The sequence below is a fragment of the Halopelagius fulvigenes genome, from assembly GCF_055398025.1.
In genome coordinates this window covers 335822-357931 of record NZ_AP043846.1, presented here as the reverse complement: position 1 = coordinate 357931, position 22110 = coordinate 335822, and the positions used below count along the sequence as shown (strand labels likewise).

The window sequence follows — 22110 nt, the reverse complement described above, 5'->3', positions numbered from 1 at the left end:
GCGGTCGGCAACCGGCGAGATTTTGGGGCGCGAGACCGACGAAGCGTACATGCTCAGCGTCGGCGACGAGGCACCCGATTTCGAACTGCAGGACCAGGACGGCGAGACGGTTTCGCTGTCGGACTACCGCGGCGACTACGTTGTCGTCTACTTCTACCCGCGCGCGAACACGCCCGGGTGTACGACCGAGGCCTGCGGATTCCGCGACGCATGGGACGAGTTCGAGACGCGAGACGTGGCCGTCCTCGGCGTCAGCGACGACCCCGTCTCGGACCTCAAGGAGTTCGAGGACGACCACGACCTGCCGTTCTCCCTCCTGTCGGACGAGGACGGCGACGTCGCGTCGGCGTACGACTCCTACGGCGAGAAGAACATGTTCGGAAACACCTTCGACGGCGTCTTCCGCAACACGTACGTCGTCGGCCCGGAGGGCGACGTCGTCCTCGCGTACGAGGGCGTCTCCCCCGAGGGCCACGCCGAGGAGATCCTCTCCGACATCGAGGAACTGGACGCGTAACGCCGGACGCGACTCCGTATCTCGTCGGCCGGAATCGGAGTTTCGACGCCGACTCCGGAGTTCCTGCGGACCCTATCGAGAGGGAGAACGCGCCGAGAGACGTGACTCTCACACACCACGTTTCCGGTGAAATAAACGCTCAACTAGTTGCTCGTGTCCGAGCGAGAGAAGCCGTACTTCTACGTAGTCCTCGTGAGCGATAAAAACCCATCGTGTTCGCTCCCGAATCGGAGCGCCGAGACGGAGACGGAAGGGGGGACGAGAAACGAGAGAACGGGGGAGAGCAGACCGCAGAGCGGCAGAGGGAGGGGTTCGGGACCGCGGTCAGCCGATTACTGGAACGTGCGGCTGACTTCGGCCTCGGAGGCCGGTTCGACGCCGCTCGTCTGGAACCGTTCCTCTATCTCCTCGTAGCGTTCGCGCACCTCTTGGGTGACGCTGGGGCTGACTTCCTTGAGGGCGTCCTCGAAGTGCCCCATCGTCACGCGGACGTTGCCGACGGACTCGGCGACTTCCTCGGGCGAGACGCTGTGGATGAACTCCCGACTCGCGGCCATCGACGCCTCGCGGCAGACCGCTTCGATGTCGGCGCCGACGTAACCCTCGGTGCGTTCCGCGAGTTCGTCTAAGTCCACGTCGTCGGCCAGCGGTTTGCGCTGGGTGTGCACGTCGAAGATGGCGCGGCGCGCGTCCTCGTCCGGGACGGGCACGTGGACGTGCCTGTCGAGGCGGCCCGGTCGCAGGAGGGCCGAGTCGATGAGGTCCGGACGGTTCGACGTGGCGATGACGACCACGTCCTCGAGGGCTTCGAGGCCGTCGAGTTCGGTCAGCAGTTGCGAGACGACGCGTTCGGAGACACCCGAGTCGCCGGTGTTCTGCCCGCGTTCGGTCGCGATGGAGTCTATCTCGTCGAAGAACACCACCGTGGGGGCGTTCTCCCGAGCCTTCGAGAACACCTCGCGGACGCCCTTCTCGGACTCCCCGACGAACTTGTTGAGGAGTTCGGGGCCCTTCACGGAGATGAAGTTCGAGTCGGCCTCGTTGGCGACGGCCTTCGCCAAGAGCGTCTTCCCCGTCCCCGGCGGGCCGTAGAGCATGACGCCCTTCGCGGACTGCATGTCCATGGCCTCGAACACCTCGGGGTACTCGAGGGGCCACTGGATGGTCTCGCGGAGGCGCTCTTTCGTGTCCTCGAGGCCGCCGACGTCCTCCCACGTCACGTCGGGGACTTCGACGAACACCTCGCGGAGGGCGGAGGGCTCGATGCCCTTCATCGCCTCCTTGAAGTCGTCGGGGCGGACTTCGAGCGATTCGAGCACTTCGGCGTCTATCTCCTCGGCTTCGAGGTCGAGCTGCGGGCGGATGCGGCGGAGCGCCGTCATCGCCGCCTCCTTGGCGAGACTCTCCAAGTCCGCGCCGACGAAGCCGTGCGTGTTGTCGGCGTACGCGTCGATGTCGACGTCGTCGGTGAGCGGCATGTTCCGCGTGTGGACCTGCAGGATCTCCTTGCGGCCGTCCCGGTCGGGGACGCCGATTTCGATCTCGCGGTCGAAGCGGCCGCCGCGGCGCAGGGCCGGGTCGATGGCGTCCACGCGGTTGGTCGCCCCGATGACGACCACTTCGCCGCGTTCGTCGAGGCCGTCCATCAGCGAGAGCAACTGCGCGACGACGCGGCGTTCGACGTCGCCGCCCGCTTCACCGCGCTTGGGCGCGATGGAGTCTATCTCGTCGATGAAGACGATGGCCGGGGCGTTCTCCTCGGCCTCCTCGAATATCTCGCGGAGTTGCTCCTCGGACTCCCCGTAGTACTTCGACATTATCTCGGGGCCCGAGATGGTGTGGAACGAGGCGTCGATTTCGTTGGCGACGGCCTTCGCGATGAGCGTCTTCCCGGTGCCCGGCGGGCCGTGGAGAAGCACGCCCTGCGGCGGTTGGATACCGAGGCGCTTGAACAGCTCCGGGTGGCGCATCGGGAGTTCGATCATCTCCCGGACCTGTTCGAGTTCCCTGTCGAGGCCGCCGATGTCCTCGTACGCGACGGAGGGGCCTTCGCCGGTGCCGCCGCCGCCGGTTTCGCGGATCTCCTCCGCGGGTTTCTGGCTTATCTGGACCTCGGTCGAGTCGGTGATGACGACCGTCCCCTGCGGTTGGGTGGAGGCGACGCGGACGGGGACCGTCTGGTTCGAGGAGGTCATGAAGCCGAAGCCCAGCGGAAGCTGGAGGCTCTGCCCCTTCGTGACGGGCTGTCCGGAGAGCTTGTCCCGGATGTACGTCCCGACGTTACCGCCGATGCGGAGGTTCTGCGGGAGCGCGATGGAGACCCGCTGGGCGGGCTTCACGTCGGCTTTCTCCACCTGCACGCGGTCGTCGATGCCGACGCCCGCCTGCTGGCGGAGTCGGCCGTCGATACGGATGACGCCGGTTCCCCGGTCCTCGGGGTACCCCGGCCAGACGCGAGCGATGGCCGTGCCGTCGTCGTTCTCGATGCGGATGTAGTCCCCGCCTTCGAGACCGAGCGACTCGGCCGCCTCGCGGTCGATGGCCGCCAGTCCTCGACCGGCGTCCTTCTGCTTCAGGGGTTTAACGATTAATTTCATTTTTGAACGGTGATAGTGAGTACGCCGTTGTTCATCTCGACCGATGCATCCTCTCCGGGAAGTTCGAGTTCCGTTTCGGTAACTCTGTCGCCCGATTCGGCGACCACGATGGCCGTCGTCCCGACGATGTCCACATTCAGGTCTTCCTCGGGGAGGCCCGTGTCCGCGGCGATTACCCAACTGTCGTCGTATTCGTAGCGGCGGACGAAACGCTCGTTTCCACCGGCGAACTGTTGCGTGTCCATGTTGGTTCCTAACCCTAAGTTAGGCCCGAGAACATTTAAATCTGTCGCAGGGTAATCGGTGGACGGCGTCGGGGTTCTCGAAATCAGGTTGAATTGCGGTTCACACCCCTCCTGGAGAGGGATGGGGTTGGGTTTATACGCCGACGGAGCGAACTTCCCGTATGGAGTCGGTCACACACCACGGGCGAGAGACGGTCTATCGGACGGCGGACCGCGGTGGGGGCGGGCCGACGGTTCTGTTCGTCCACGGTAGCGGCGGGACGAAGGACGTCTGGAAGTCGCAGTTGCGAATCGCCGACGAGTACCCGGTCGTCGCCCTCGATCTGAGCGGGCACGGCGAGAGCGACGACGCGGACGCCGACGCGGGCTACGAGGCGCTCTCTGCGTACGTGGACGACGTGCTGGCGGTCACGGAGGAGACGGGCGCGAGCGTCCTCGTCGGCAACTCGCTGGGCGGCGCGGTCGCACTCACCGCCGTCATCGAACGCGAGGTGTCCCTCGACGCCCTCGTCCTCGCGGGCACGGGTGCGAGACTGTCCGTTCTGGACGACTTGCTCGCGTGGCTTCGCGACGACTTCGAGCGTGCGGTCGAGTTCCTCCACGAACCGGACCGACTGTTCCACGACCCCTCCGAGGAGTACGTCGAGCAGTCCCGCGAGGCGATGCTCGCGGCAGGGCGGGCGGTCACTGAACGGGACTTCCTGACCTGCCACGACTTCGACGTGCGCGGGCAATTAGACGACGTGGACGCTCCGACGCTGGCTCTCGTCGGCGAACACGACAAGCTCACCCCTCGGTCATACCACGAGTACTTCGTCCACGAACTGCCCGACTGCGAACTGGCCGTCGTTGAGGACGCCGCCCACCTGGCGATGCTCGAAGCGCCCACCGCGTTCAACGCCGCCCTGACGGACTTTCTGGACCGGCGGGCCGAGTAACGGATTCGAGAAAAAGGTGGGTTAGTAGAGGTCCTCTAACTCCTCCTGTACGTGGCCGTGTTCCTCCCCGGGGAACTCGCCGGATTCGACCGCCTCGCGGTACGCCGAGACGGCGTCGGCCATCTCCTCGCGGACGTTGCCGAACTGCTTCGCGAACGGCGGCGACCGGTCGCTGAGTCCGAGCACGTCGTCCACGACCAGAACCTGCCCGTCGCACTCCGCGCCCGCGCCGATGCCGATGGTCGGAATCGAGAGCGCTTGGGTCACCTGCTCCGCGAGGTTCGACGGGACGTGTTCGAGGACGAGGGCGAACGCGCCGGCCTGTTCGTGCCGGCGCGCCAAATCGAGAATCTCGTGCGCCTCGTCGCGGTTCGTCCCCTGTCGGCCGTACCCCGTCTCCTTCATCCGTTGGGGCGTCAGGCCGAGGTGGGCCATCACCGGGATGCCGAGTTCGACGAGTCGTTCGGTCAGGTCGACGGTGTGGGGGCCGGACTCCAGTTTCACCGCGTCGGCGCGCGCCTCCTTGAGCATCCGCCCGCAGTTCTCGATGCTCGACGCCTCGTCGACGCCGACGGAGAGAAACGGCATGTCGGCGACGACGAGGGCGTCCGTCGTCGCCCGCGCGACGGCCGCCGTCCGCGACTCGACCTCCGCGACGGTCACGGGGAGCGTCGTGTCGTACCCGAGCGCCGTGTTCCCCATGCTGTCCCCCACGAGGACGACGTCGATGCCCGCCTCGTCCACGATTCCCGCCGTCGTCGCGTCGTACGCGGTCAGCATCGTTATCGGCTCGGTCCCCGCCTTCTCGCGGACGTCACGTACCGTCGTCATACCCGCTTCGTGTGTCGGCACCGCGTTAAATCGCTCGTTGTCGGCCGTTCGGACGGCTCACGGCCGTCGCCGTAACAGTCATCCAGAAACACTTTCATCATAACAGTAGTTTTACTTGTCTTGACAGTAGTTCGAACTGTACGATGTGCTCTCTCGGTCCCTCTCGCCCTCTCCTCCGTCCGACCCGGGGCGTCTCGCCCGTCGTCGGCGCGGCGTTGCTGTTCGTCGTCGCTATCCTCCTCGCGACCACCCTCGCGGTGATGGCGTTCGAGTTCGCCGACGCCCTCCGGGAACCGACGCCGCAGGTCGCCTTCGAGACGGAGTACGTCGCCGACGGCGCGGGGAACGGCGGTAACGGCGCGTACGTCAACGTCTCCCACGTCGCCGGCGACGTGGCGGACGGGTCCATCGTCTACGTCCGCGACGAGTCGGGGAACGAAATCGCGTGGCGGAGCATCCGGGCGGGCGAATCGACCGTCTCGCCCGGCGGCCGCGTCCACATCGACGGGCGCGGGAGCGACGGCGTCCTCGACGCCGTCTGCGAGGCCGGTCAGACGTACTACGTCGTCGTCGAACGGCCGGACGACACGTCGGCGATTCTCCGAGAGGTGACGATTCCGCGCGACCCGACGTCCACGAGTCCCGAGTGCTGACGGCGTCGCGCGACGCCCGGGGACGAACCGGCACGCATTAGCCCCCGCCGTCTAACCCTCGACCGTGCAACCGGTCGAACGGTCGAACCCGGACGGGGTCGATTACGGGTGGGTGATGCAGACGACGTTCGTCGTCACCATCCTCGTCGGCGCACCCGTCGTCGCACTCCTCTCGACGGGCGTGACGCTCCCGACGTGGGAGGCGCGCGTCAGTTTCGCCGTCAGAGTGGGGGCCATCATCTGGTTCCTCACCGCCGTCGCCGTCTTCGCGTACGCGAAGCGAACGGACGCGGGCGACGGGGGGAGCGACCCCGACGAGGTCGAGTTAGGCGCGGACGGCGACTGACCGAGAACGGTACCGGCGGGTGCCACGCGGGCGCCGCGGCGCGACCCCGCCCGACCAGCGACGGCCCCTCCTTCCCGGAAGGACTTTGGCGCGTCTCGGTGAGGTCTACGTAATGATAGACGAGACGATAGAGGAAATCAAGGAGATGCAGACGCACAGTTCCTCGGTCGTCGCCATCAAGGCCGCCCGGTCGCTTCAGGAACTTCTCGACCGCGACCACGCCACGGTCGAAGACTTCGAACGCGACTTGGAGCGAAACGCCAGCGCACTCCGGCGGGCGAACCCCTCCCACGCGTCGCTGTACAACGCGATGCAGGGCATCCTCCGGAACGTCGTCGGCCGCGCCGACACCGTCGAGGAGTCGAAGTCGCTCACCGAGGAGATAATCGACCGCATCGTCGAGGACGTCGAACACGGGAAGTCCCGCGCCGCCGAGAACGCCGTCGAGATATTCGACGACGGCGACGTGTTCCTCACGCACGACTACTCCTCGACGGTGCTGGAGGCCGTCGAACGCGCGGCCGCCGAGGGGACGCACATGACGGCGTACGTGAGCGAGGCGCGCCCGCGGTTCCTCGGCCGGAAGACCGCCCGAACGCTCGCCGCCATCGACCGGGTCGAAACGCACCTGTTGGTCGATAGCGCCGTCGGGATGGTGTTAGAGGGGTGCGACCGGGTCGTCATCGGGATGGACTGCATCGTGGACGAGACGCTGTACAACCGCGTCGGCACGTTCCCCATCGCCGCGACGGCGAACCGACTCGGCGTCCCCGTCGTCGTCATCGGGTCCGGCGCGAAGATAGTGGGCGACGGGTTCGCCTTCGAGAACGAACACCGCTCGCCGTCGGAGGTGTCGCTGGAACCCCTCGAAGACGTCGTCATCGAGAACCCCGCCTACGACGCCACGCCGATGGAACTCGTGGACGAAGTCGTCACTGACTCCGCCGTCGAATCGTACTGAGTCGGACCCTGCGGTCGGACGGCGGACGGCGCGTCTCCTCGAACTCGTTCTCTCTCTCAGTCGGTTTCTCGGTCGCCAAACGCGACCGGTCGGAGGTGCTTGGGAAGTTGTCTCCGTTGCCACTCACGTTCGCTCTCGGGAGCGGTGGTGTCGGCGGCGGCATCGGCGGTTGCGGCGGCAGCTTTGACAGCGTAGGTACCGGCGTGAGGGGCGTGGTCGGCGACGTGGGCGGTTGCGGCGGCGTGCCCGGCGGCACGGGCGGCTTCGCGGGCCGCGGATCGCTCGACGTCGCGGGCGGCGGCGTGGGCGGCGAAGGCGGCGTCGCGCGCCTCGCTCACCCCTATCTCGTCGCGAACCCACGCACGCGCCGCTTCGATACCGTCTCGAGGTCGGCTGTCGTTCGGACGCTCCGCTTCGAAATACGGCAGTACGCGCTCGGCGCAGTCGGCGGCCCAGAGCGCCAGCGTCCTGTGGTCTCCTTCGTCGATCGTCATTCTCGTCTCCCGTCCGCTTCAGCCACCGGGCGTTCCTCCCGCGGATGCTTCTGTCGAACTCAGTCGAGAGCGATCCACTCGCCTAAAAACTGTCTCGCGAGTATCTCGCTCGGCCTTAGCCGAGCGTGACCCACTCGCCAGTTTCGTCCGACCGCTCTATCGCGTCCAGGACCGCTTGGACCTCGTAGGCGTCCTCGAACGACGGGTGGAACTCGCCGCCCTCCTCGACCGCGGAGAGGAACTCGTAGTTCTCGTGGACGAACGTGTGTTCCCACCCGATGACGTGGCCCGGCGGCCACCAGTGGTCGACGTACGGGTCGGACTCGTCTGTCACCAGAATCGTCTCGTACCCGCGGTGGTCCGGACCCTTGTACTCCAGTTCGTTCAGGCGTTCCAGGGAGAACTTCAGACTCCCCTCGGAGCCCTGAATCTCGACGGTGTGGTCGTTCTTGTGCCCGTTGGCGAAGCGCGACGCCTCCAAGGTACCTATCGCGCCGTTCTCGAACTCCGCCTGGGCGGTGTATGCGTCGTCCACGGTGACGGGTTTCGTCTCGTCGGACCCGGGGACGGGGCGTTCCTCCACGAACGTCTGGAGGTGCCCGCTGATGCGTTCGATGTCGCCTGCCGTCTCGCCGACGAGGAACCGAACGAGGTCCACCGTGTGCGCGCCCAAGTCGCCGAGCGCGCCGCTTCCGGCCAGTTCCTTGTCCATCCGCCACGCCCACGGCGCGTCGGGGTCGACGAGCCAATCCTGCAGGTAGCGGCCGCGGACGTGGTGAATCTCGCCGAGTTCGCCGTCCTCGATGAGGCCCTTCGCGTACCGGATCGCCGGGACGAACCGGTAGTTGAACGCGCACCCCGCGGGCACGTCCGCGTCCGCCGCGGCGTCGCGCATCGGTTCCGCCTCGTCGAGCGTCCGCGCGAGCGGTTTCTCGCAGAACACCGGCACGCCCGCTTCGAGGGCGGCGATGGAGGGTTCGGCGTGGAGGTGGTTCGGGCCGAGGTTGTAGAACACGTCCACCTCCTCGATCACGTCCTCCCAGTCGGTGGCGGTGCGCTCGAAGCCGAACCGGTCGGCGGCGTCGGCGAGTGCCTCCTCGTCGCGCCCGACGAGGGTGTGACGGTTCACCTCCGGCGCGTCCGGGAAGAACATCGGCAGTCGCGCCAGCGCGTTCGAGTGCGCCTTCCCCATGAAGCGGTACCCCAGCATTCCGACGTCGAGTGTCATTTTTCGGACCTCCTCACTCCGCCCAGTAGGCGTCGCCGGGTTGCGTCTCGAAGACGGCGCGGTCGAGCACGTCCACGGCCTTCTCCAGCCCCTCCGTCGAGGAGGTCAGGGAGTCCTCGTGTTCGATGGAGAGGGCACCCTCGTAGCCGACCATCCGGAGGGTGGACACCACGTCCTTCCAGTGGCCCTCGTCGTGGCCGTAGCCGATGGAGCGGAACAGCCACGACCGGTCGGGTTCGTCGGTGTAGTCGGTGGTGTCGAGGACGCCCTTGATGCGCGATTTCGGCTCGTACACCTTCGTGTCCTTCGCGTGGAAGTGGTGGATGGCGTCGCGTTCGCCGAGGAACCGGATGGCGTCCGTCACCTCGATGCCCTGCCAGTAGAGGTGCGAGGGGTCGAAGTTCGCGCCGATTCGCTCGTTCGTCGCCTCCCGCAGTTGGAGCATCCCCGTCGGTTCGTAGACGAGCATGTTCGGGTGCATCTCGATGGCAATATCGACGCCCTGTTCGTCGGCGAACTCCGCAACGTCGGACCAGTAGTCGACTGCGACCTCCCACTGGTACTCGTGGGCGTCGGCGTGTTCGGTCGGCCACGGGGCCGTGATCCAGTTCGGCACCTCGTCGTTCGGACCGCCCGCGGGCAGGCCGGAGAAGCAGGTGATCGTGTTCACGTCCAACTGCGCGGCGAGTCGAATCGCCTCGCGGAGTTCCGTGTCCGCCTCCTCCGCGGTGTCGTCGTCGGGGTGGAGGGGGTTGTTGTGCGTCGCGAGGGCGCTGACCTGCATGTCGTGCTCCGAGAGCGTATCGTGCAGTTCGTCCTGCGCGTCTTCGTCGTCCAGCATCTCCCGTCGGTCGACGTGGGCCTGTCCGGGGTGGCCGCCGACGCCGAGTTCGACCCCGTCGACGCCGATGTCGTCGAGGTACGACAGGGCGTCGGAGAGCGATTCGCCTCCGAGCGGAACGGTGAGTACGCCGATGTACATACACCGACGTACAGAGAGCGTTTGAATAAAAGGTTAGCATAACAGTAGTAACTATTAGATGTTCGTAGGAGGCGGGCGGAGAGAGAGTGAGTGGGTAGGCGGGCGTTCGAGGGCGCAGGGCGGCGGTTCGGGTCCGCGGGGCGGTGTCGTTTAGCGTCTGAACAAGTCCGAAAACTTCTCGCGGAGTCCGGACTTCTCCCCGAGGCGGAGGTAGTACGCCTCGCCGCCGTCCTCGTAGTAGTTCTCTATCAGGCGTTCGATCTCGAACCCGATGTGTTCGTAGAACGCCAACGCTTCCTCGTTCGTCGCTCGCGCGTGACAGGAGACGGACCCGTGGTCGTTCGCGACCTCCGCGACGAGGCGCTTTCCGAGTCCCTCGCCGCGCACCTCGGGCGCGACGGCGAGAAAGAGGATATAGCCGTCTCGGCGCGCGGATGCGAACGCGATGAGGTCCTCGTCGAGAAAGAGGAGGTGCGTCTTCGAGCGACGGTAGGCGTCCACGAAGAACCGCCGTCGCTGCTTGAGGACGCCCTCGTCGCTGCGAATCCGCTCTTTCAACTCCCACGCCTGCTCGGCGTGCTCGTCGGACCCCGGCCCGTCCACCCGCTTTTCGACGTTGACACTCACGCCCACGGGTAGTGGGGTCACGAATATAACTCCACCGTCGTTTCGGAGGGTTCACGGCCGCGAGCGTTTTGTACCGCTCAGTCGAACGTGCGAACGAATGTCAGACGACCGACGCCCTCGACGGATGAGGTGGGTCGGACGGTCGGTGCGCGACGTGCTCCGCGAGGCGGCCATCACCGGGACGGCGGTCGTCGTCCCCGTCGTCATCACCGTCTTCGTCTTCGCCTTCCTGCTCAACGCCGTCTACCCCTACGTCAACATCGTCTCGGACGTCATCGTCGCCCTGCCGGTTCTCGGCCTCATCCCCGACATCATCGGCGTCTCCCCGGAGACCATCGTCGAACTGACGGTACCCGTCGCCGTCTTCCTCGCGGTCATCGCGGTCGGACTGGTGGTGAACAGCTCGCGGTACGGCGAACGCGCGGTGGACTACTTCGACTACGTGATGTCGCAGATACCGGGAGTCGGCAGCGTTTACGAGAGCTTCCGGCGGATGAGCGACGCGATGCTCGACAGCGAGGTGCAGAACTTCCGCGACGTGAAGCTCGTGGAGTTCCCCCACGAGGACGCCTACACGCTCGGGTTCGTCACCACGGAGACGCCCGACGTCCTCTCGGAGGAGACGGACCACGAGAGGATGCTGACGCTGTTTCTCCCCCTCGCGCCGAACCCGGTGATGGGCGGGCACCTCGTCCACGTGCCTGCGTCGCGGGTGATAGACGTGGACATGAGCGTCGAGGAGGGGGTGCAGGCCATCGTCACGAGCGGCGTCGCGATGGGCGAGGAGGGGCGGTCGAGCGGTCTCTCGGCGTCGGAACTTCGGGAGTTGACCCGGACGCGCGGCGGTATCGGCGCGAATGGACGCGACGAGGAGTCCGCGCCGAGATGGACGGGGAGCGCGCCGTTCGGCGACGGCCCCGGAGCCGAGCGGTTCGAACGGTACGACGAGCGGGTGGAACCCGAGCACGTCGATACGCCGCAGGAACTCGCGCGCCGCGGGGAGGCGTCCGACGAGAACGACGCGGTCGGCGGCGGGAACGCCGACGACCGACTGCCGGCGGACTCGGGAGAGGGAGCGACGGCCGACGTCGACCCGGAACCGTTCGACGCGGCGGCGGGCGTCGAGACGGACCGGAAGAGACAGGACGGCGGCGACGGAGAGTCGTCCGCATGAGCTTCGAACTCCGGGACCACACGGCCGACGTGGCCGTCGAGGCGACGGCGTCCGACCTCTCGGGGGCGTTCGCCGCCGTCGCCGACGGACTCGCCGCCGCCGGGTGCGACGCCGTCCCCCCGACCGGCGGCGAACGATTCGGCGTCGAGGTGCGCGCGGAGGGCCCTGAGGCTCTCCTGTTCGACTACCTCGACCAACTCATCTACGAACGGGACGTGCGCGGCGTCCTCCCGGTGGACAACGACGCCGAGGTTCGCGCGCCCGACGACGGAGCGGGATTCGGCGACGACGGTAACGACGACGACGGTAACGACGACGACGACGGCGAGTGGATTCTCGACGGGTCGGCGCGCGGCGTTCCGCTCTCGGCGGTGGACGCCAGAGAGATAAAGGCCGTCACCTACTCGGAGATGTCCCTCGAAGAGACGGCCGACGGGTGGCGAGCGTACGTCGTCTTCGACGTGTGACCGCGCGTTCGGCGCGGGGGGGGTCGCTCCCAAGCAGTTCTTGTAGTATCCGCGCCATTCTCTCGCCATGTCGCGGTTGACGCGTTTCGTCTCCGCTGCGGGCGGTCGCGCGCTCCTCGTAGCGCTGAGCGCTCTGTTCGTCCTGTTGGCCGTCGGACGGACGGTTCTCGTGGTAGCGAACGGCGGGACGGTCACGACGGTCGGTGTCAGCCTGCTCCTGACGACGAGTCCGTGGCTCGTCGTCCTGTTCGGGGGGCGGTGGCTGGCGGAGACGGACCTCAGCCCCGACCTGCACCCGCGCATCGTGGGCTGGTCGCTCGGCGGGTTCGCAGTGATGCTCGTCGTCCTCGCCCTCGTACAGACCGTGACCGGCGGGGGCGTAGACCGGTGGATGATATCCGGCATCCTCGCCACGGGTCTCGGCTGCGCCGGCGGGTTCGTCATCGGGGTGAACGAAGCCCGGGCCCTCGCGCGCGCCCGAGAGACCGAACGCAACAAGGACGAACTGCTCCGCGAACGCGACCTGCGGGAGCGAATCGTCCAGACGAGTCCGGTCGGCATCGAAGTCGTCGATACCGACGGCGACGTGTTGCTCGTCAACCGGCGCGCGAGGGAGATCGTCGGACTCACGGCGGACGAGAGCGGGGCGTTCGCCGACGGCCCCCTGTTCGTCGAGACGGACTGCGAGGAGGGCCCCGCCGCCGACAGCCTCTTCGAACGCATCCGCTCGTCCGGCGAACCGGTGTACGACGAGGAGCGACGGATTACCTGCCCCCGCGGCGAGCGAATCCACCTGTCCGTGAGCGGTAGCCCCCTCTACGACGCGTCCGGCGACGTGGCGTCGGTCGTCTTCGCGTTCGAGGACGTCACCGAGCGAAAGCGGATGGACGAGGAGCTTCGAGAGACGATAGAGCGCCTGGAGGCGTCGAACGAGCGGTTAGAGCGGTTCGCGTACGCCGCCTCCCACGACCTACAGGAACCGCTTCGGATGGTGTCGAGCTACCTCCGACTCCTCGAATCCCGACACGCCGACGAGGTAGACGGCGAGTCGCGGGAGTTCCTCGACTACGCCGTGGACGGCGCAGAGCGCATGCGGGCGATGATAGACAATCTCCTCGAGTACTCGCGCGTCGGTACGGACGGGGACCCGCTCGAACCGACGGACGCCGGGGCGGTCCTCGACGACGTCCTCGACGACCTGCGCCCGCGAATCGAGGAGACGGACGCCACGGTCACGAGCGACGAACTGCCCACGGTGGCCGCGGACTCCCGCCAACTCGCGCAGGTGTTCCGGAACCTCCTCTCGAACGCCGTCACGTACTCCGGAGACGAATCGCCGCGGGTGCACGTGAGCGCGGCCGAGTCCGGCGACGAGTGGCGGTTCTCCGTCGCCGACGAGGGCATCGGCATCCGCCCGCGGTACCACGACCGGGTGTTCGGGGTGTTCAACCGCCTCCACACGATAGACGAGTACCCGGGGACCGGCATCGGGTTGGCGCTCTGCGAGCGAATCGTCGAGCGTCACGGCGGCGACATCTGGGTCGAGTCCGACGCCGGCCGAGGGGCGACGTTCTACTTCACCCTCCCCCGCACCTCGTCGGCGCGTAAGGTTCGCTCTCCCGGCGGAGACGGCGACGAACGCGCGGACGAAGCGGACGCGCGCACCGACTGACCGCCGGCGCGACGCTTCGTTCGAGAGCCTTACGGCGGCCGAGTCGTAACCGCCTACATGAAGCTCCGACCGTCCGTTGGTCGCGCGGGGACGTTCGCCCTCGTCTGTTCGCTCGCCCTCGTCGCGTTCGCCGGACGCGCGAGCGCGCACGTGAAGTACGTCACGCCCGGGAGCGACCCCGTGGCGGTCGCCGAATTCCTCGCGGGGGCCCTCTCGGACCCGTTCAACGTCGCCGTCCTCCTCGGCGGCGCGGCGTTCGTCGTCGCACTCCTCGGCGGGTACCTCGCCGTCCGCCCGGCGAGGCGGGACGTGGCGGTGTTCCGCGAGACCATCGAGAGTTACCGCGACCTGTTGCCGTGGCTCCTCCGTCTGAGCGTGGGGATCCCGCTCATCGGTGCCGGCTTCTCGGGCTACTTCTTCTCGCCCGTCGTCCACCTCGCCGACCCGACGTTCGTGCGCCTGTTCGGCATCACTGTCGGGTTCCTCCTCCTGTTCGGGTTCGGCACGCGCCTCGTCGCCGCCGCCGGACTCGCCGTCTACCTCGTCGGCTTCGCCTTCGAACCGGCGCTGATGCTCGCGTTCGAGTACGTACCGGGTTTCATCGCCATTGCCCTCCTCGGCGGCGGGCGTCCGAGCGCCGACCACGTCGTCTCGCGGATGGCGGCGGACGACCGGACGCTGTACTCGAACGTGGACCCGTTCTACCGCGCGATCGCGGTGCCGTTCGTCGAACGCGTCCAGCCGTTCGCGTCGCTCGTCCCCCTCGTCCTCCGCGTCGGCGTCGGCGTCTCGTTCGTCTACCTCGGCGTCGCCCAGAAGCTGATGAACCCCGGCGAAGCGCTCTCCGTCGTCGCGAAGTACAACCTCACCGCCGTGGTCCCCGTCTCGCCCGAACTGTGGGTCGTCGGCGCGGGACTGACTGAAGCGCTCGTGGGCGTCCTCCTGATCACCGGCGCGTTCACCCGCGTGGCGTCGCTGACCGCCTTCCTCCTCTTCACGACGACGCTGTTCGGCCTCCCGGACGACCCGGTGCTGGCGCACGTCTCGCTGTTCGGCCTCGTCTCGGCGCTTCTCGTGACCGGCGCGGGCCCCTTCTCGGTGGACGAGTGGTTGGAGTACTGGGCCGCGCGGCGCGACCGGTCCGCCGACGCGACCGCGGCGGACTGACGCGTGACAGTGAGTCCCGGGGAAATCCCCGTGACGGAATCCTTTCGTGGCGGCCGGCCGACTAGCCGCGTATGACAGACGACGCCGACGTGCGAGAGTTCGACGGCATCCGCCTCGAACGCGTCCGAGACTACGTGTGGGAGATTCCCCGCGAGGGCGACATGCGCGTCCCGGCGCGGGTACTCGCCAGCGAGGGACTCCTCGAACAGATCGGGGGAGACAAGACGCTCCAGCAGTTGCGGAACGCGACGCACTTGCCCGGCATCGCCAAGTACGCCATCTGCATGCCCGACGGCCACCAAGGGTACGGCTTCCCCGTCGGCGGCGTCGGCGCGACGGACGTCGAAGACGGCTGTATCTCGCCCGGCAGCGTGGGCTACGACATCAACTGCGGCGTCAGAATGATGAAGACGAACCTCACCTACGACGACGTGCAGGGCCGCGAGGAGGAACTCGTCGAGGCCCTGTTCGCGAACGTCCCGTCCGGACTGGGCGGCGGCGGCGTCGTCCAAGGGGACATCGACGCCGTCGAGGGCGTCCTCGCCCGCGGGATGGACTGGGCCCTCGAAGAGGGCTGGGCCGTGAAGGAGGACTTAGCCCACTGCGAGGACGAGGGGATGCGCCCCGACGCGGACCCGAGTGCGGTGTCCCAGAAGGCAAAAGACAGGGGGAAGAACCAACTCGGCAGTCTCGGCTCCGGTAACCACTTCCTCGAAGTTCAGCGGGTGACGGACGTGTTCCGCGAAGAGGTGGCCGACTCCTTCGGTCTGTTCGACGACCAGATAGTGGTCCTCATCCACTGCGGGTCGCGCGGACTCGGCCACCAGGTGTGCTCCGACTACCTCCGGCGGATAGAGAAGGAACACGGCGACCTGTTGGCGGACCTGCCGGACAAGGAACTCGCCGCCGCGCCCGCCGGGTCCGAACTGGCCGAGGAGTACTACGGCGCGATGTGCGCCGCCATCAACTTCGCGTGGGTGAACCGCCAACTCATCATGCACCGCACGCGGCAGGTGTTCGAACGCGTCTTCGAACGCGACTGGGAGGAGATGGAGATGCACCTGCTGTACGACGTGGCGCACAACATCGCCAAGAAGGAGGTACACGCGGTAGACGGTGAGGACAGGGAACTGTACGTCCACCGGAAGGGCGCGACGCGGGCGTTCCCGGCGGGCCGTCCGGAACTCCCCTCCGCGTACCGCGACGTGGGCCAACCCATCATCATCCCCGGGAGCATGGGCGCGGGGTCGTACGTCCTCCGCGGCGGCGAGAACTCCTTGGACCTCACGTTCGGCTCTACCGCCCACGGCGCGGGCCGGACGATGAGTCGGACGCAGGCCAAACAGGAGTACTGGGGCGAGACGGTGCAGAACGAACTGCGCGACCAAGAGAAGATATACGTCAAGGCGCAGTCGGGCGCGACGGTGGCCGAGGAGGCTCCGGGCGTCTACAAGGACGTGGACGAGGTGGTCCGCGTCTCCGACGAACTCGGCATCGGCGACAAGGTGGTGCGGACGTTCCCCGTCTGCAACATCAAGGGCTGAGCGCGGGCGACCGACCCGGGGACGGCCGACTCAGGACCGACTCGCCGAGTCGGGCGCGCGGCGTTCGCTCGCGCGGCGCTTGTAGAAGTAGTACGCGAGCGCCGCGAGGCCGACGAACGTCGCCGCGATACCCTCCTGCGGGACGCCGCCGGCGAGGAGCGTCGTCGTCACGTCCGCGAGGCCGAGAGCGAGGGCGACGAGGCCGCCGCCGAGAACCCACGCCCGCGGGTCGGCCGCCTCGGGGTCGTACATCCCCGCCTCGATGAGGGCCATCTCCTTTCTGTGCTCGAGGTAGACTATCCCGCCGGTCAGCACCACCACCGCGAACACGAGGGTGAGGAAGGGCAGTAAGAACAACGCGTCGTCGAGTGCGAGACCAATTTGTAAGAGGCTCATGTCCACCTATACGCTCGACGAGGAGATATCTCTACCGTGACAGGTAGTGGCCGAGGACGCCGGCGGGGTTAGAGGCCGATATCGACGTACTCGCTCTCGGGAACCGACTCCACCGCCTCGCCGTCCTCGTACCGGACGAACGAGAGGTAGAAGTCGCGGCCGCACGGCGACTCCCCGTGCGGGTCGTCCACATCGTCCGCCTCGATCCGCTCTCCCGTCCACGTCAGGCCGGGCGCGTCGCTCTCGCCGCAGACGAAGTGAACGCCGTCCGCGTCGTCGGACACCGTCCCACTGCTTGCCGAGGTTCCCTCGGCATCGTCCTCGAACTCCTCGTCCGGTTCGGCGTACTCCCACCCGACGAGGGGGTACGGCGTGACGGACTTGTCCGCGAGGTAGCCCTCGCGCAGAATTTCGACGAGTGCGCCGCAGTGCGGGCAGTAGTAACTCACCGGATAGCTCATCGGCGGACGATAGGAGACAGGGCGACTTAACGCCCGCGTCGGCTCCGCGCCTCCGTCACTCCGCCCGCCGAACGTTTATCCGCGATGCCGCGGCCAGACGCCGCGTGCGCTGAGTTCGACCCGGCGGCGAGACGCGGTTGCTCGGCACGCCGCCGCCGGTCCGACGACGACGTGCCGACTGTAAGCCGAGTTAGCCGAGGGACGACGGGCGGCCGCCGACGTACAGGAACTCGACGCCCGCGCGGTCCGCGGCGTGTTCGTCGGTGAGGGAGTCGCCGACGAAGACGGTCGATTCTGTGTCCGCGCCGATTCGGTCTATCGTCTCCAGCAGGGGTTTGGGGTCGGGCTTCCGGGTCGCCACGGAGTCGCGGCCCACGACGGCGTCGACGTGTTCGGACAGGTCGTGCGCGTCGAGTGCGACGTTGCAGGCGTCCTCGCAGTTGAGCGAGCAGACGCCCTCGGCGGCGCCGTTCGCGCCGAGTGCGTCGGCGTGCGGGAGTCGTTCAGACTCGCGCGCGCCCTCGTGTTCGTGGTCGGCGATTATCGCCTCGATTTCGCCGCGGATGCCCTCCTCGTCCGCGAGGTCGAGCATCGCCCAGAGGTCCATCCCGCCGGCGTCCACGCCGTGACCGTCGAACGCCTCTATCACCTCGTTCGCCACCTCGTCCCAATCGACCGCGAGGTGGACGAGGGTTCCGTCCAAGTCCCAGACGACGGCGTCGAACGCTTCGAGGTCCGTCTTCGTCGGTTTCACGCACGGGAGTCGGGCCCCCACCGGAAAGACGGCTTCGGTCGGCGGGAACGACTCACTCGAAGACGCCGCGGGCGATAATCTCCTTCTGAATCTCGGAGGTCCCCTCGTAGATGGTCGTTATCTTCGCGTCGCGGTAGAACCGCTCCACGTCGAACTCCGCGGTGTAGCCGTACCCGCCGTGTATCTGGACCGCCTCGTTCGTCACGTCCACGGCGGTTTCGCTGGCCGCGTACTTCGCCATCGCGGCGGCGGTTCGGGGATCTTCGCCCTCGTCTTCGAGTCTGGCCGCCTCGCGGACCATCAGGCGCGCGGCGTGGACGTCCGTCGCCATGTCGGCCACCTTGTGCCGGATGGTCTGTATCTCGGCGATGGGTTCGCCGAACTGCTCTCGTTCGAGGGCGTAGGACTTCGCCTCGTCGAGGGCGGCCTGCGCGAGTCCGACCGCCTGCGCCGCGATGCCGATGCGACCGCCCGTGAGGATGCGGAACGCGGCGGAGAGGCCCGCGCCCTCCTCGGTGAGGCGGTTCTCCGCGGGGACGCGCACGTCGTCGAACAGGAGACTCGTCGTGTCCGACGCCCGGAGGCCGAGTTTGTGCTCTTTCTTTCCCACCTCGATACCGGCGTCCTTCGGGACGAGAAACTGCGTGACCGAGTTCGGGTCGTCGGGGTCCGTCTTCGCGAAGACGATGCACACCTCGCCGCGTTCACCGTTCGTTATCCACTGTTTCTCGCCGTTCAGAACGTACTCGTCGCCCTCCCGACGAGCGACGGTGGACATCTCCGCGGGGTTCGACCCCGCGTGCGGTTCCGAGAGCGCGAACATCCCGACCGGCCGGCCGGACGCCATCTCGGGAAGCCACCGCTCCTTCTGCTCTGCGGACCCGAACTCCGCGATGCAGGAGGTGGCGAGGCAGTGAACCGAGAGGGCGGTGGCGACGGCGAGTTGGCCGTGCGCCACCTCCTCGTTGACCACGGCGTACGTCGTCCGGTCCGCGCCGACGCCGCCGTACGCCTCGGGGACCGTCAGCCCGGTCAGATCGAGTTCCGAGAGGCCGTCCCACACCTCCTCGGGGAACCGTTCTTCGGCGTCGGCCGCCGCGGCGGTGGGACGAATCTCCCGTTCCGCGAACGTCCGCACCACGTCGCGCACCGCGCGTTGTTCCTCGGTGAGTGCCGAACCGGCGTCTGCGAGTGCCATGCCTCGGAGTCGTATCTCACATGGAAAAAGATGAGTGACTACTCGCCGTCGCGGACGCGGGCGACGACGTCCTCGGGGGCGGCGTCGAGTCCGCCGCCCTGCGCGAAGGCGGCCCCGCCGCCCCCGCCGCCGCCGAACTCGTCGGTGAGGTCCGAGACGACGTCGCCGGCGTTCGCGTCCGCGTCCTCGGCCGCCGCGACGACGACGAAGGGACTGTCACCGCCGCCGACGGCCACCACCACGTCCTCGCCGTCCGCCACGGCGTCCTTCGCCGCCTCGCCCACGTCGTTCGGGCCGAACTCGTCGACGACCCCGACACGCCACGTCGCGCCGTCGCGTTCGACGGCGTCCAACTCGGCGAGTTTCCCCTCGATGAGGTCCGATTCGAGTTCGCGGAGGTCGCTCTCCAGCGACTCCTTCTCGGCGCGGAGTTCGGCCGCCGCCTCCCCCACGTCCTCGACGGCCGTCCCGAGTTCCCGCGACGCGTCGAGGGCGGCGCGGTGGACGTCCGCGCGCCGTTCGACGCCCGAGGGGCCGACGGCGAACTCGACGCGGGTGAGTCCCTCGCCGGGATTCGACCGCCCGACGACGGTCACGGGTCCGATTTCGCTCGTGTTCGAGACGTGCGTCCCGCCGCAGGCGGCCACGTCCCAGCCGTCGATATCGACCAGTCGAACGGCGTCCGCGTCGGCCATCACGCCCTCTTCGGTCTTCGTGTTGAACGCCACGTCGTCGCGCGCCGTCGCCTCCTCGGCGGGCACCTCCTCCCACGTCACCTCGCGGGAGTCCCAGACGGCCCGGTTCGTCAGTCGTTCGAGTTCGACCACCACCTCGTCGTCGATGTCGGTGGCGGTGGCGAAGTCCACCCGCACCTTCTCCTCGCCGATGTCGAACCCGCCGTACCCCAAGTCGTCGAGGAGTCGGCGGCCCGCGCCGTAGAGGACGTGACTGGCGGTGTGGGCGCGCATGCAGTACGTCCGGAAGTCGTCGTCCACGACGCCCGCCACCTCGTCGCCCACGTCGAAATCGGGCGCTTCTTCGAGGGTGTGGACGACCGCTTCTTCGCCCTTCTGTACGTCCGCGACGGGGACGCCGCCGAGCGTTCCCCTGTCGGCGGGTTGGCCGCCGCTCTCGGCGTAGAAGTACGTCTCCGAGAGCGTGACGTTCCGTCCATCGACGCTCGCGACTTCGGCTTCGAACCGGCGGACGCCGGGTTCCTCCGGGGCATGCGTTAGCATGGGTGTCGGTGAGACGGTCGGCGGAGAAAAACGACCCGGTTACGGCCGCGTCCGAAGGCAGGTCACTCGTCTACGATGTCCACGTCAAGTCGTTCTTCGAGTGCGCGGATGACCGACCCGCCCACGTCCGTCCGCGTCGCGCGGCCCTGTTCGATGGCGACGACGTCGGACTCCTCTATGTCCAGTTCCTCGGCGAGTTCCTCGGCGGTCAGGCCGGCGTCCTGCCGCGCCGACTCGACGACGCCGCCGTACCCGGAGACGAGGTACGGGAGGCGGTCCTTCTCGTAGTTCGTCCCCTTCTTCTCCCAGTGGGAGGAGTCGCCCTTCGATTGGTCGTACAGTTTCGCCGTCCGTTGGGCCGCCCGCTTGCGGCGGTTCCGCGGACTATCGTCGGTTCGGGGCGTCGCGTCCCCCTTCTTCTTGTCCTTGTGGCGGTTGTCGTCGTGGGGCGCGCAGTCGGAACAGACGAGCAGGTTCGCTCCCTCGACGTTGGCGCGCCGGAGTTTACCGGCGGTGCGACCGCAGAGTTCGCAGCTGTCGCCGTCTCCTCCGCCGCCACCCCCTCCGGTGGAGTACTTGGGCATGCCATCTCGTATCGTCTCTACGCTTTTAAAACCGCGGCCGGATCCGGCGTCGCCGTCGCTCTCGGACGGTCGGGTCGGAAACGAGAGAGCCGACGCTACGAAGTGTAGCGTCGGAAGGATTGTGCGTGGGTGATGTCCCGGGAGGGAATCACCTGCATCGTTGTGGCGGGTGTGCCGCCGTGCGATGCGTGGGACCGGATTTGAACCGGCGGACTCCTACGAGACAGCGCCCTCAACGCTGCGCCGTTGGCCTGGCTTGGCTACCCACGCTCGCTGTGTCGTGTGCAACTCCACGTTGTCCGGGGTAATTTATATGAGTTTCCTTTCCACGCCGGAGTGTCGGGCGTTCGCAGTCGGCATTTCTCGGCCGCGCGCCGCGACGAGAGGGGAACCGTTTTGTCCGCACGGGCGACCGATTACGTATGGAACGGAGCGTTCGAGACCACGTCCCGGGTCTGACGGCGATTCTGACCGTCGCGTCTCTGGCCCTCGTCTTCGGGGCGGTGCTCGGTGCGATTCCGGAGGCGCTCCTCCCGCAGGCGTCCGACGGCGTCTTAGACGCCATTCCGCACGTCAACGCCGCCGTCAGCACCGTCGCCATCGCGACGATTCTCCTCGGCGTGCGCGCGATTCGGCGGGGGAACGTCCGCAGACACCGGGCGATGATGGTCGCGTCCGTCGGCCTGTTCGCCGCGTTTCTCGCCCTCTACCTGTACAGAATCGTCCTGCGGGGTACCGCGGAGTTCCCCGGTCCAGAGGCCGTCTACCAGTACGTCTACCTGCCGACGCTGGCCGTCCACATCCTCCTCGCCATCGTCTGCATCCCCCTGCTCTACTACGTCCTCCTGCTGGCGGTCACGCGCCCCGTGAGCGAGATCTACCGGACGCGACACCGCACGGTGGGCCGAGTCGCCGCGTCGCTGTGGCTGATCTCGTTCTTCCTCGGAAACGTCGTGTACGCGATGCTGTACGTGGTGTACTGACCGTGCGTCGGAATCGCGGAGGCGGAGCGGGGGCGGACGCCGACGCTCACCGC

General features: G+C 67.6%; 24 protein-coding genes and 1 tRNA gene. 11 read left to right on the top strand and 14 right to left on the bottom strand.

The genetic code is table 11. From position 1 onward, the window contains the following. The first annotated feature begins 49 nt into the window (after positions 1 to 49). Positions 50 to 517, top strand: coding sequence for a thioredoxin-dependent thiol peroxidase (gene bcp, locus ACZ522_RS06205; RefSeq protein WP_379693908.1), 468 nt, complete (start codon positions 50 to 52; stop codon positions 515 to 517). 332 nt (positions 518 to 849) lie between these two features. On the opposite strand, the gene ACZ522_RS06200 is transcribed toward bcp, so the two are convergent. Continuing rightward, positions 850 to 3114, bottom strand: coding sequence for a CDC48 family AAA ATPase (locus ACZ522_RS06200; RefSeq protein WP_379693910.1), 2265 nt, complete (start codon positions 3112 to 3114; stop codon positions 850 to 852). Then, on the bottom strand, positions 3111 to 3359 hold the full coding sequence (locus tag ACZ522_RS06195; protein ID WP_379693912.1) for an Hsp20/alpha crystallin family protein: 249 nt from the start codon (positions 3357 to 3359) through the stop codon (positions 3111 to 3113). The genes ACZ522_RS06200 and ACZ522_RS06195 overlap by 4 nt, the downstream gene beginning before the upstream one ends. Before the next feature lie 161 nt (positions 3360 to 3520). Between ACZ522_RS06195 and ACZ522_RS06190 the strand changes: the two genes are divergently transcribed. Then, entirely contained in the window at positions 3521 to 4297 is a 777-nt protein-coding gene (locus ACZ522_RS06190; RefSeq protein ID WP_379693915.1) for an alpha/beta fold hydrolase, read from the top strand. Positions 4298 to 4318: 21 nt separating this feature from the next. Here the strand turns inward: ACZ522_RS06190 and panB are convergent, their stop codons facing one another. Next, positions 4319 to 5128: a 3-methyl-2-oxobutanoate hydroxymethyltransferase gene (panB, locus tag ACZ522_RS06185; RefSeq protein WP_379693919.1), complete on the bottom strand. Its 810-nt coding sequence runs from the start codon at positions 5126 to 5128 to the stop codon at positions 4319 to 4321. Positions 5129 to 5271: 143 nt separating this feature from the next. On the opposite strand from panB, the gene ACZ522_RS06180 reads away from it, so the two are divergent. The 3 genes from ACZ522_RS06180 (at position 5272) to ACZ522_RS06170 (ending at position 7088) form a co-directional block, all read left to right on the top strand. Further along, positions 5272 to 5781 carry a type IV pilin domain-containing protein gene (locus ACZ522_RS06180; RefSeq protein ID WP_379693921.1) on the top strand — a complete coding sequence of 170 codons (510 nt, stop codon included), beginning with the start codon at positions 5272 to 5274 and terminating at the stop codon, positions 5779 to 5781. Positions 5782 to 5845: 64 nt separating this feature from the next. Then, complete coding sequence (locus ACZ522_RS06175; protein ID WP_379693924.1) at positions 5846 to 6127, top strand: DUF5822 domain-containing protein; 282 nt, start codon at positions 5846 to 5848, stop codon at positions 6125 to 6127. A 112-nt stretch (positions 6128 to 6239) separates the two neighbouring features. After that, on the top strand, positions 6240 to 7088 hold the full coding sequence (locus ACZ522_RS06170; protein WP_379693927.1) for an eIF2B alpha/beta/delta subunit family protein: 849 nt from the start codon (positions 6240 to 6242) through the stop codon (positions 7086 to 7088). Positions 7089 to 7144: 56 nt separating this feature from the next. Here the strand turns inward: ACZ522_RS06170 and ACZ522_RS06165 are convergent, their stop codons facing one another. From ACZ522_RS06165 to ACZ522_RS06150, 4 genes are all read right to left on the bottom strand, one after another. Then, positions 7145 to 7582 carry a putative immunity protein gene (locus ACZ522_RS06165; RefSeq protein WP_379693930.1) on the bottom strand — a complete coding sequence of 146 codons (438 nt, stop codon included), beginning with the start codon at positions 7580 to 7582 and terminating at the stop codon, positions 7145 to 7147. Between the two features lie 115 nt (positions 7583 to 7697). Then, entirely contained in the window at positions 7698 to 8810 is a 1113-nt protein-coding gene (locus ACZ522_RS06160; RefSeq protein WP_379693932.1) for a Gfo/Idh/MocA family protein, read from the bottom strand. Between the two features lie 13 nt (positions 8811 to 8823). Then, on the bottom strand, positions 8824 to 9792 hold the full coding sequence (locus tag ACZ522_RS06155; RefSeq protein WP_379693934.1) for a sugar phosphate isomerase/epimerase family protein: 969 nt from the start codon (positions 9790 to 9792) through the stop codon (positions 8824 to 8826). 150 nt (positions 9793 to 9942) lie between these two features. After that, positions 9943 to 10419 (bottom strand): GNAT family N-acetyltransferase, encoded by a 477-nt coding sequence (locus ACZ522_RS06150; protein WP_379693937.1) that lies wholly within the window; start codon positions 10417 to 10419, stop codon positions 9943 to 9945. Positions 10420 to 10516: 97 nt separating this feature from the next. Between ACZ522_RS06150 and ACZ522_RS06145 the strand changes: the two genes are divergently transcribed. From ACZ522_RS06145 to ACZ522_RS06125, 5 genes are all read left to right on the top strand, one after another. Then, entirely contained in the window at positions 10517 to 11593 is a 1077-nt protein-coding gene (locus ACZ522_RS06145; RefSeq protein ID WP_379693939.1) for a DUF502 domain-containing protein, read from the top strand. Continuing rightward, on the top strand, positions 11590 to 12060 hold the full coding sequence (locus ACZ522_RS06140; protein WP_379693941.1) for an archease: 471 nt from the start codon (positions 11590 to 11592) through the stop codon (positions 12058 to 12060). Before ACZ522_RS06145 ends, ACZ522_RS06140 begins: the two co-directional genes overlap by 4 nt. Positions 12061 to 12127: 67 nt before the next feature. Then, the gene (locus ACZ522_RS06135) at positions 12128 to 13732 is read left to right on the top strand and encodes a sensor histidine kinase (protein ID WP_379693943.1); all 1605 of its coding nucleotides are present in this window, start codon (positions 12128 to 12130) and stop codon (positions 13730 to 13732) included. A 57-nt stretch (positions 13733 to 13789) separates the two neighbouring features. Then, the gene (locus ACZ522_RS06130; protein WP_379693946.1) at positions 13790 to 14899 is read left to right on the top strand and encodes a DoxX family protein; all 1110 of its coding nucleotides are present in this window, start codon (positions 13790 to 13792) and stop codon (positions 14897 to 14899) included. 71 nt (positions 14900 to 14970) lie between these two features. Next, positions 14971 to 16443 carry an RtcB family protein gene (locus tag ACZ522_RS06125; protein ID WP_379693949.1) on the top strand — a complete coding sequence of 491 codons (1473 nt, stop codon included), beginning with the start codon at positions 14971 to 14973 and terminating at the stop codon, positions 16441 to 16443. Positions 16444 to 16473: 30 nt separating this feature from the next. Here the strand turns inward: ACZ522_RS06125 and ACZ522_RS06120 are convergent, their stop codons facing one another. From ACZ522_RS06120 to ACZ522_RS06090, 7 genes are all read right to left on the bottom strand, one after another. Continuing rightward, on the bottom strand, positions 16474 to 16839 hold the full coding sequence (locus ACZ522_RS06120) for a hypothetical protein (RefSeq protein ID WP_379693951.1): 366 nt from the start codon (positions 16837 to 16839) through the stop codon (positions 16474 to 16476). Between the two features lie 68 nt (positions 16840 to 16907). Continuing rightward, complete coding sequence (locus ACZ522_RS06115) at positions 16908 to 17300, bottom strand: hypothetical protein (protein ID WP_379693954.1); 393 nt, start codon at positions 17298 to 17300, stop codon at positions 16908 to 16910. Between the two features lie 190 nt (positions 17301 to 17490). After that, positions 17491 to 18054 carry an HAD family hydrolase gene (locus ACZ522_RS06110; protein WP_379693956.1) on the bottom strand — a complete coding sequence of 188 codons (564 nt, stop codon included), beginning with the start codon at positions 18052 to 18054 and terminating at the stop codon, positions 17491 to 17493. Between the two features lie 52 nt (positions 18055 to 18106). Further along, a complete protein-coding gene (locus ACZ522_RS06105) occupies positions 18107 to 19252 on the bottom strand; it encodes an acyl-CoA dehydrogenase family protein (protein ID WP_379693959.1) in 1146 nt (381 codons plus the stop codon). Between the two features lie 38 nt (positions 19253 to 19290). Further along, the gene (locus ACZ522_RS06100) at positions 19291 to 20490 is read right to left on the bottom strand and encodes an alanyl-tRNA editing protein (protein ID WP_379693962.1); all 1200 of its coding nucleotides are present in this window, start codon (positions 20488 to 20490) and stop codon (positions 19291 to 19293) included. A gap of 62 nt (positions 20491 to 20552) precedes the next feature. Continuing rightward, entirely contained in the window at positions 20553 to 21074 is a 522-nt protein-coding gene (locus tag ACZ522_RS06095) for a helix-turn-helix domain-containing protein (RefSeq protein ID WP_379693964.1), read from the bottom strand. Positions 21075 to 21259: 185 nt separating this feature from the next. Beyond that, positions 21260 to 21344: transfer RNA gene (locus tag ACZ522_RS06090), tRNA-Leu, on the bottom strand. A 152-nt stretch (positions 21345 to 21496) separates the two neighbouring features. On the opposite strand from ACZ522_RS06090, the gene ACZ522_RS06085 reads away from it, so the two are divergent. Continuing rightward, the gene (locus tag ACZ522_RS06085) at positions 21497 to 22057 is read left to right on the top strand and encodes a DUF420 domain-containing protein (RefSeq protein ID WP_379693967.1); all 561 of its coding nucleotides are present in this window, start codon (positions 21497 to 21499) and stop codon (positions 22055 to 22057) included. Positions 22058 to 22110 lie beyond the last annotated feature (53 nt).

Bases quoted from the DNA above. Each gene is read 5' to 3' on its own strand.
- bcp (WP_379693908.1), top strand. From the start codon at position 50: ATGCTCAGCGTCGGCGACGAGGCACCCGATTTCGAACTGCAGGACCAG.
- ACZ522_RS06200 (WP_379693910.1), bottom strand. From the start codon at position 3,114: ATGAAATTAATCGTTAAACCCCTGAAGCAGAAGGACGCCGGTCGAGGA.
- ACZ522_RS06195 (WP_379693912.1), bottom strand. From the start codon at position 3,359: ATGGACACGCAACAGTTCGCCGGTGGAAACGAGCGTTTCGTCCGCCGC.
- ACZ522_RS06190 (WP_379693915.1), top strand. From the start codon at position 3,521: ATGGAGTCGGTCACACACCACGGGCGAGAGACGGTCTATCGGACGGCG.
- panB (WP_379693919.1), bottom strand. From the start codon at position 5,128: ATGACGACGGTACGTGACGTCCGCGAGAAGGCGGGGACCGAGCCGATA.
- ACZ522_RS06180 (WP_379693921.1), top strand. From the start codon at position 5,272: ATGTGCTCTCTCGGTCCCTCTCGCCCTCTCCTCCGTCCGACCCGGGGC.
- ACZ522_RS06170 (WP_379693927.1), top strand. From the start codon at position 6,240: ATGATAGACGAGACGATAGAGGAAATCAAGGAGATGCAGACGCACAGT.
- ACZ522_RS06165 (WP_379693930.1), bottom strand. From the start codon at position 7,582: ATGACGATCGACGAAGGAGACCACAGGACGCTGGCGCTCTGGGCCGCC.
- ACZ522_RS06160 (WP_379693932.1), bottom strand. From the start codon at position 8,810: ATGACACTCGACGTCGGAATGCTGGGGTACCGCTTCATGGGGAAGGCG.
- ACZ522_RS06155 (WP_379693934.1), bottom strand. From the start codon at position 9,792: ATGTACATCGGCGTACTCACCGTTCCGCTCGGAGGCGAATCGCTCTCC.
- ACZ522_RS06145 (WP_379693939.1), top strand. From the start codon at position 10,517: ATGTCAGACGACCGACGCCCTCGACGGATGAGGTGGGTCGGACGGTCG.
- ACZ522_RS06140 (WP_379693941.1), top strand. From the start codon at position 11,590: ATGAGCTTCGAACTCCGGGACCACACGGCCGACGTGGCCGTCGAGGCG.
- ACZ522_RS06135 (WP_379693943.1), top strand. From the start codon at position 12,128: ATGTCGCGGTTGACGCGTTTCGTCTCCGCTGCGGGCGGTCGCGCGCTC.
- ACZ522_RS06130 (WP_379693946.1), top strand. From the start codon at position 13,790: ATGAAGCTCCGACCGTCCGTTGGTCGCGCGGGGACGTTCGCCCTCGTC.
- ACZ522_RS06125 (WP_379693949.1), top strand. From the start codon at position 14,971: ATGACAGACGACGCCGACGTGCGAGAGTTCGACGGCATCCGCCTCGAA.
- ACZ522_RS06120 (WP_379693951.1), bottom strand. From the start codon at position 16,839: ATGAGCCTCTTACAAATTGGTCTCGCACTCGACGACGCGTTGTTCTTA.
- ACZ522_RS06115 (WP_379693954.1), bottom strand. From the start codon at position 17,300: ATGAGCTATCCGGTGAGTTACTACTGCCCGCACTGCGGCGCACTCGTC.
- ACZ522_RS06105 (WP_379693959.1), bottom strand. From the start codon at position 19,252: ATGGCACTCGCAGACGCCGGTTCGGCACTCACCGAGGAACAACGCGCG.
- ACZ522_RS06100 (WP_379693962.1), bottom strand. From the start codon at position 20,490: ATGCTAACGCATGCCCCGGAGGAACCCGGCGTCCGCCGGTTCGAAGCC.
- ACZ522_RS06095 (WP_379693964.1), bottom strand. From the start codon at position 21,074: ATGCCCAAGTACTCCACCGGAGGGGGTGGCGGCGGAGGAGACGGCGAC.
- ACZ522_RS06085 (WP_379693967.1), top strand. From the start codon at position 21,497: ATGGAACGGAGCGTTCGAGACCACGTCCCGGGTCTGACGGCGATTCTG.